This window comes from Chitinophaga sp. (genome assembly GCF_036569125.1).
Taxonomy (GTDB): Bacteria; Bacteroidota; Bacteroidia; order Chitinophagales; family Chitinophagaceae; genus Chitinophaga.
Window position 1 is genome coordinate 1 of sequence record NZ_DATCRF010000076.1, and the last position, 6,980, is coordinate 6,980.

6 protein-coding genes are annotated in these 6,980 nt (G+C 45.7%); 2 read left to right on the forward strand and 4 right to left on the reverse strand.

Annotated elements, in window-relative coordinates; all coding sequences use genetic code 11:
• From VIM87_RS02720 to VIM87_RS02730, 3 genes are all read right to left on the reverse strand, one after another.
• Nucleotides 1–1,842 (reverse strand): exopolysaccharide transport family protein (locus VIM87_RS02720; protein ID WP_331995482.1); only part of this gene is annotated, 1,842 nt, incomplete at its 3' end.
• Nucleotides 1,843–1,954: 112 nt separating this feature from the next.
• Nucleotides 1,955–2,761, reverse strand: coding sequence for a polysaccharide biosynthesis/export family protein (locus VIM87_RS02725; RefSeq protein ID WP_331995483.1), 807 nt, complete (start codon nt 2,759–2,761; stop codon nt 1,955–1,957).
• 224 nt (nt 2,762–2,985) lie between these two features.
• Nucleotides 2,986–3,672, reverse strand: a complete 687-nt coding sequence (locus VIM87_RS02730) for a response regulator transcription factor (RefSeq protein ID WP_331995484.1) — start codon at nt 3,670–3,672, stop codon at nt 2,986–2,988.
• 560 nt (nt 3,673–4,232) lie between these two features.
• Here VIM87_RS02730 and VIM87_RS02735 point away from each other — a divergent pair.
• Together VIM87_RS02735 and VIM87_RS02740 are read left to right on the forward strand one after the other, a co-directional pair.
• Nucleotides 4,233–5,303 (forward strand): HAMP domain-containing sensor histidine kinase, encoded by a 1,071-nt coding sequence (locus VIM87_RS02735; protein WP_331995485.1) that lies wholly within the window; start codon nt 4,233–4,235, stop codon nt 5,301–5,303.
• A complete protein-coding gene (locus VIM87_RS02740) occupies nt 5,300–5,665 on the forward strand; it encodes a response regulator (RefSeq protein WP_217606096.1) in 366 nt (121 codons plus the stop codon). Before VIM87_RS02735 ends, VIM87_RS02740 begins: the two co-directional genes overlap by 4 nt.
• 228 nt (nt 5,666–5,893) lie before the next feature.
• Here VIM87_RS02740 and VIM87_RS02745 read toward each other — a convergent pair.
• Nucleotides 5,894–6,980 (reverse strand): gliding motility-associated C-terminal domain-containing protein (locus tag VIM87_RS02745; RefSeq protein WP_331995486.1); only part of this gene is annotated, 1,087 nt, incomplete at its 5' end.

Below are 6,980 nucleotides of genomic sequence, written 5' to 3' on the forward strand. Positions count from 1 at the left end.
TGATAAGCTGGTAGCCAGGTTAACGGATACGAAGCTTTTACCTTCGCCAGAAATGGATGACGTTACCAATAATGTTTTACGATGGTGGGAACTCCCGTTAGTGCCATTGCCGTTTAAGGAACCGTTCAGGTTATTCAGCCCTATGTAGGAGAGTGCCGTACGTAAGGTGCGGAACTGTTCTGCCACATAGCTGCGTTTACCTTCAGCTATCACTAAGGGTTGCTTGTTCACATCCTGCAATATCTCTGCCAGAATTGGCGCTTGCGTAGCTTTTTCTATTTCTGTGCGTGAGGTCACCTCCCGCTTCATCATATCCCGCAGGGTAATAAGGGCCGCAATAAAAGCCAGACCTGCAAATACTGCTATAGCAAGCACCAGCGGTTTCTTGGGGCTTATTGGAATGGCCAGCGCTTCTGCTGCATCTACTATACGGCTGTCGGATACGGCAGCAGCAGACGCTACGGCTGTTTCCTCCCGCTTCTGTAACAGGAAAGTATATATGTTATTCTTTATTTCCTGCTGACGGCTTACCTCAACAAATGCTTTCTCTTTTTCAGGTACGCCTCTGAGCATGCCGTTATAGCGGCTGTTCTCCATTTGCAGCCTTGCCTGGCCTGCCAGTGTATTGGCGCGCAGGTTACGGATGTTTTGCAGTATGGCGGGTTTCAGCTGTGCTTCCTGGCGGCGCAGGCTTTCCAGCAAAGGACTGTTCTCACCAGTGGTTTTGCGCAGTCTTTCCAGCTGTAATTCCGTTTCAGAAAGCTTGCTTACCAGCTCCAGCATCACAGGGTCCGATAAACCCAGTGTAGCCGGTACCGTGCTTTCACCCTCTTTACGGCCTGCCACATAGTGTTCTATAGAATCCAGCACGGAAAGCTGCATATTGCTTTCAGCCAGCTTGCGGTCGTTCTCAGAAACGCTTTCCAGGAACAATTTGCTTTGCTCGGAAATATCCACGATGCCCTGCTGCTTTTTAAAAGAAGCTACCTGTGATTCTACCTGGCTCAGCTCCTGGTTCACAATACGCAGGCGGTCATCTACAAAAGCCATGGTGTTGGAAGAGGTACGGTTCTTATCTTCTATAGAGGCATTATTATATACCCTTACCAGCTCGTTCAGAATATCTTCACCCCGCTCCGGCACTTCATCGCTGTAGCCCAGGGAGATGATAGTACCTGCCTTGGTGGTGGGATCTACTTTCAGGGCGCTTTGCAGCAAACCTGCCAGGATCTTTTCACCAGCGATACGTACGGTATAGATCTTACCGGCAATATCCACCGGTTTGCCGGGTTTGGGTGTGATCACCATCTTTCCCCACTGGGTAGAAACCGTATCATATAAAGGATAGGCCTTTTTACCCAATATTACACGCTGGTGGGGGGCATCATAAACCATAGGGAGTATGGTATATGCCGTGGGCTTTATAGAATCCGGCTCCAGGAATTTAAATCTTACGGGGCTGGCATCATAAGCTACGATGTCCCTTACCTTACCTTTTACAGATACTTCTGCGAACAGGTTCAGGTTACGGATCACAGCCCTGGCCAGTGTGCGGGATTTTATGATCTCAATTTCATTGTCAATTACTTTTTTGGAGCCTCCGATGTTCAGGGATTGCAGAATGTCTGCTTCATCAATTCCTGTTTTTTCATCTTTTACCAGTAAGGTAGCAGATACATAATATACAGGCGTTGTATAACGGAGGTAAACAAACGCTATGGTAAGCGCTATGATCACCGACAGCAAAAATAGCGGCCAGTAGGGCAGGTATCTTTGTCTGATCAATGCCATCAGATCTACCTGTTCCTCCTGTTGTTGCGCACGTCGGTTTGAATGTTGCATGTTTGTTCCAGGCCTCATCAAATTGGTTTATTCAATTTTAAAAAACAATCTCGATATGGTTTCGCATGAATATGGTCTGGTTTTCCGGGTTGCTGCCATAAATGGCGGCGTTCTAGTTCAGTATCAGCCTGTCAAGTATGATCACCATCAGTGACAAGCCGCTGAAAACAATGGGTAATACTACGCGGCTCTTTTCACCGCTAAACTGTTTTGCCTTGTTAGGCTCAACATATACTACATCATTTGATTGCAGGTAATAGTAGGGAGAGTTCAGGATATTTTTGTCATTCAGGTTCAACCTTTTGATGACCCTTTGACCTTCCTGATCCCTGATCAGCAGCACATTTTCTTTCTTACCATATATGGTAATATCACCTGCCATCCCAATTGCTTCTAATATAGAAATCTTCTCGTTTGTTACATTCACTACGGTGGGTCTTGTTACCTCTCCCAGCAACGTTACCCTATAGTTCAGAAAGCGTACGCTTACTACCGGATCTACCAGCAGCTTACGCTGCACCAGCTGATCGCGTATATAATCGGTAAGCCCTTTCTTGGTCAAACCTTCTGCTTTAACAGGCCCCAGCACCGGGTACTGTATAAGCCCCTGCTGGTCTACCAGGAAACCGCCTAAAGAAGCCGTATTTCCCGATGAAGCGCCGCCACCGCCGGTCGGTGCTACCGTATTGGACGCATTATATATAACAGCGTCCTCCGGATTCAGACTGCTTACAGTGATCTGCAGCACATCGTTCTTTTGTATCAGCGGTTCAAAATTCCCGTTTACTGTTATTGTAGTATCCCGTATGTTTTGTAAATAAAGCGTATGCTGCGGCGTACTGCATGATGCAAATAAAAAACTAACGATCATTAACCCTACAACAAGCAATTTTAAACTGGATTCCGTTCTCAGGTACATTTTAATGTTTATGTTATTTAAAGCTTTACACGTTTAAGATTGCATGGGGGCAGAGGCATCATTGTTCATCACTGTTGTTAACATCACATCACATTCATTATTTCACGCTACAATATTACTCCAACATGCCCCCGGTTACAACTACTTACTGAAGTATAAATACCACCTTCAGGTGATGACCCATTACTTATTAAAGTAGTGCGGTAAAACCGCGTCCGCTTGTATTAAATAAATATTAAATTTATCACTGAAGCGCCTGATATCATTGCCACAAACCAGCTAAAAAGATTGTTGGACCAGATCTTTGAAATTAACTCTGACTTGGAGGCCACATTTAATTTCTGGTAGATCTTTTTCAGGTGCTGGTTCACGGTAAATACCGTTACAAAAAGTTTATCGGCCATTTCCTTGTAAGAGAATCCCTCCTTCAAAAGCGCCAGCAGCTCATATTCCCGCTTGGTAAGCTTATGCTTGATATTCTCCAGCGGATCTTTATTTATATAGCTGATCAGCAGGTGCGCTGCCTTGGGCGATAAAGTGCCACCCTGGTTCACCGTATCCAGTATCGAATGATAGATCTCCATCAGGCGGCTGGTCTTTATTATATAACCACTGGCCCCTTTCTTAATAGATTCGATCACGTACTGTTTACCGTCATGGCCGGAAAGCACAATGATCTTGGCTTCCGGGTAGGTTTGCTTTAGCTCCTGCATACCTTGTATGCCGGATTCGCCAGGCAGGGAAATGTCCAGTAGTATAACCTTTACATCCGGATTCTTAAAAGGTAAAGCCTTAAATTCCTCCATTGATTTGCAGGCAAACACCACCTTACATTCCTGAAAATCTTCCAGGAACTCCTTGTAATTGTTCAGCTGAAAATGGTTGTCCTCTATGATTCCAATATTGATCATCGTAATAAGGGTAACAATTGGTATGGACTTAATCGATATGGTTTTTCAATAATATAAGTCAAAGATAAAGCCAAATTCCCAAAGAAAAAAGATCAAATTCACAGAACCTTGAAACTGTATTAATTATACGTTAACTTTTATACGATTGCAAGGTTGTTCTCTTATTACAAAAAATTACATTTGACTTACTGATGTCCTAAACTGTTTACCTTATTACGAAATGATATTCTCTGCTCGTTTTTAGATATTACTGGCATAAGTAGTTCGTTCTTTCTCCTGTTTGATGCAATCTGTGTGCCTGTTTTATCGGTTATGACCTTAAATGCTACATACACATTAACATTTTATGTGCATGTTTGATTTACTTGAATAATAATAGCGTCTGTATCAACTCCATTACACCATCTTTCCTCCAAAAAATAAAAAAACAAATTCTTTACTTATTTAAGTGATAACCGAAACCATGCTTTCTTTCTAACAGTATGGTTTCAAATGTTTACTTTATTTTCGGGCCTGTAATTAGCCATGTCTGAAAAATGAAACCTCAACAGTCAATTATCATGCCATACGACCTGCTTATAGGTACCCTTCCCTGCCCGGTTGTGGTGCAGCAGCACCCCCAAAGCCAGGTGGTGTACGCCAATGAAGCGGCTAAGGCGCTTTGTAAACAATTAATTAACACGAAAAGGGAAGTATTGTTATCAGATATTAAGATAATTTTACATGACATTTGCCAAGCTGAAGGAAACGGTACCACTTTTGAAACCAGGCAACCTATCCCCGGTAAAAATACGCATCTATGGCTGGAGGTAACCACTACAACAGTAATGCAAGGCAAGGATCAATACAACGTATTTACTATTATTGACATTAGCGCTCGAAAAACCAAAGAATTATCCATGATCCAGTCCCTTGAAAAGGAAAAATCCCTCCATGAAATGAAATCCAACTTCATTTCCATGGCCTCCCACGAATTTAAAACACCGCTAACAGCCATCTCCTCTACCATAGACCTGCTGGAAACCAAGCTGCAGATGGATAACCTGCTGAACCCGTTCTACCAGCACAACATTTCCAAGATCTCCTCCGAAATATTTAAGCTCAATACCATGCTGGATGAGATCCTGACCCTCAGCACTATTGTATCTAATAATATAGAGATCAAAAAACAGGCAGTGGATGTGGAGCAGGTGATCGCCGATATTAAATACCAGTACTTTTCCGAACGCAAGGACGACCGGGTGCTGAACGTACAGGTATCCGGCGCCCCCCGTAAAATATATGCCGATAAGAACCAGCTGTCCAAGATCTTTACCAACCTGGTTGGCAATGCCTTTAAATACTCCACCGATAACCCCGTGCTGAAGCTGCAGTTCCTGAAGAACAAGCTGGTTATCAAGGTAATGGATAAGGGCGTAGGCATTCCCCCGCAGGATATTCCCTACCTGTTCAACTCCTTTTACCGCGGCAGCAATGTGGATGGCATTGAAGGCACAGGCCTGGGCCTCTCTATTGTAAAGGACTTTGTTGAAAGGAACAACGGCACCATCCTTGTTGAAAGTGAAGAGAATAAAGGAACCTCATTTACCATTGTATTTAAATACCCGCCGGAAATTACGGCCCAGGCATGAATAGGACCATTCTGCTCATAGAAGATAAGCCCACCCTGTCGGATACGCTTAAAAGCCTGCTGGAGCTATACCAGTACACTGTAATAGTGGCAGCTAACGGCGCAGAAGGTGTGCAGCAGGCCCGCCTGAACCACCCCGACCTGGTGATCAGCGACATATATATGCCTGTTTTGAACGGGTACGATATGCTGGAGCAGTTTAAACAGGATGTAACCCTTTGTAACATTCCCGTAATTATGCTTACTGCCAAAACCGAAATAGAAGAAATAGACATGGCCCTGCAAAAAGGTGCAGACGGTTATGTGACCAAGCCCTTTGTTTTTAAGAACCTGCACGCTATTATCAAAAAATTCATTCAATAAGCCGCTGTTAAAAAATAAATGCCACGGTATTTGCAGCTTAACATATAGATAACATAATTAACCCACCGGAGCCAGACACCATTACCACTTAAAACCAGGCTTCCGGCATATGGGAACCCACTTAATGCCTGACATATGGAGTATATTGCCCGCAGAACCTGCTAAATTAACTCAGCAGTAGCGGGTGGGGAGAATATTGCTGTGTCTGTCCCGGAATGTAGAAAAAAATCAACGTATAAGCGTCACCGTACCTTTCAGCTCCTGCGGGGTGTTTCTTCCGTCCGTATAGGTACATATATAAATATAGGTCTGCTGATCCTGTGCAGCGCCTTTATAGGTACCATCCCACCCGGTTTGCCAGTTATTGCCATCATAGATCACCATACCCCAGCGGTTAAAAATGCGGATGTGGTACTGGCTGATGTTGTCGTACACCCTGGGCCGGAACACATCATTACTCCCATCGCCATTAGGACTAAAGGCCGAAGGCATTATTAACGTACAGTTATTATAGGGCGAGGTTACGGCCACCATGCCGCTTACCGTGCATACACTCTGGTCTTTTACTTCATATTCATAATTACCCGGCGGCAGGTTGGCAAACACACTGTCGGTTTGCCAGGGGCCGCCATTTAACCGGTAGGAGAATGGCGGTATGCCGCCCTGCTGTACCCGCGGTATCAGCTGCCCGTTATTGGCGCCGCTGCAGCTGGCCGGCACCATAGCTACATTCACTACGGGCAGCCGCCCCGCATCCACCGGCACAGCAGCCGTGCCGCTAAAGCTGCACTGGTTATTATCCATCACTTCATAATGATAGGTGTTGGCGGCCAGGTTGCTGAACACACTGTCCGCCTGCCAGCTGCCATTACCCAGCCGGTAGGTAAAGGGGGGCATACCACCCTGTACATGCGGCACCAGCTGCCCGCTGCTATCGTTCTTACAAATGGCCGGTGTTACGGCCACCTGGGCGGAGATTGGCGGCGGTGGCTGCACATTCAATGCAAAGGTATCTGCACACTGCTGCTGATCCTGCACCACCAGCTGGTACGGGCCGGGCGCTACCTGCCGGAATGCCGGCGTATGGGACGAATCGCCGTTCAGGTAATAAACATAGGGCGGTACGCCCCCCGCAGCAGTAATGTTGATCTGGCTTTGGTTATCACTGTAACAGGCGGAGGTGACCACCTTCGCATCTGCACTAAAGCCGGAGCCAGGTACGGTTACCTGCTTTTGCACAACCAGCCCGTTAGCGGCTTTGGCCGTTACCTGGTAAGCGCCGGGGGCCAGGTTTGCCACAGCGGCTGTTTTATAG

Bases quoted from the DNA above. Each gene is read 5' to 3' on its own strand.
- VIM87_RS02725 (WP_331995483.1), bottom strand. From the start codon at position 2,761: ATGTACCTGAGAACGGAATCCAGTTTAAAATTGCTTGTTGTAGGGTTA.
- VIM87_RS02730 (WP_331995484.1), bottom strand. From the start codon at position 3,672: ATGATCAATATTGGAATCATAGAGGACAACCATTTTCAGCTGAACAAT.
- VIM87_RS02735 (WP_331995485.1), top strand. From the start codon at position 4,233: ATGCCATACGACCTGCTTATAGGTACCCTTCCCTGCCCGGTTGTGGTG.
- VIM87_RS02740 (WP_217606096.1), top strand. From the start codon at position 5,300: ATGAATAGGACCATTCTGCTCATAGAAGATAAGCCCACCCTGTCGGAT.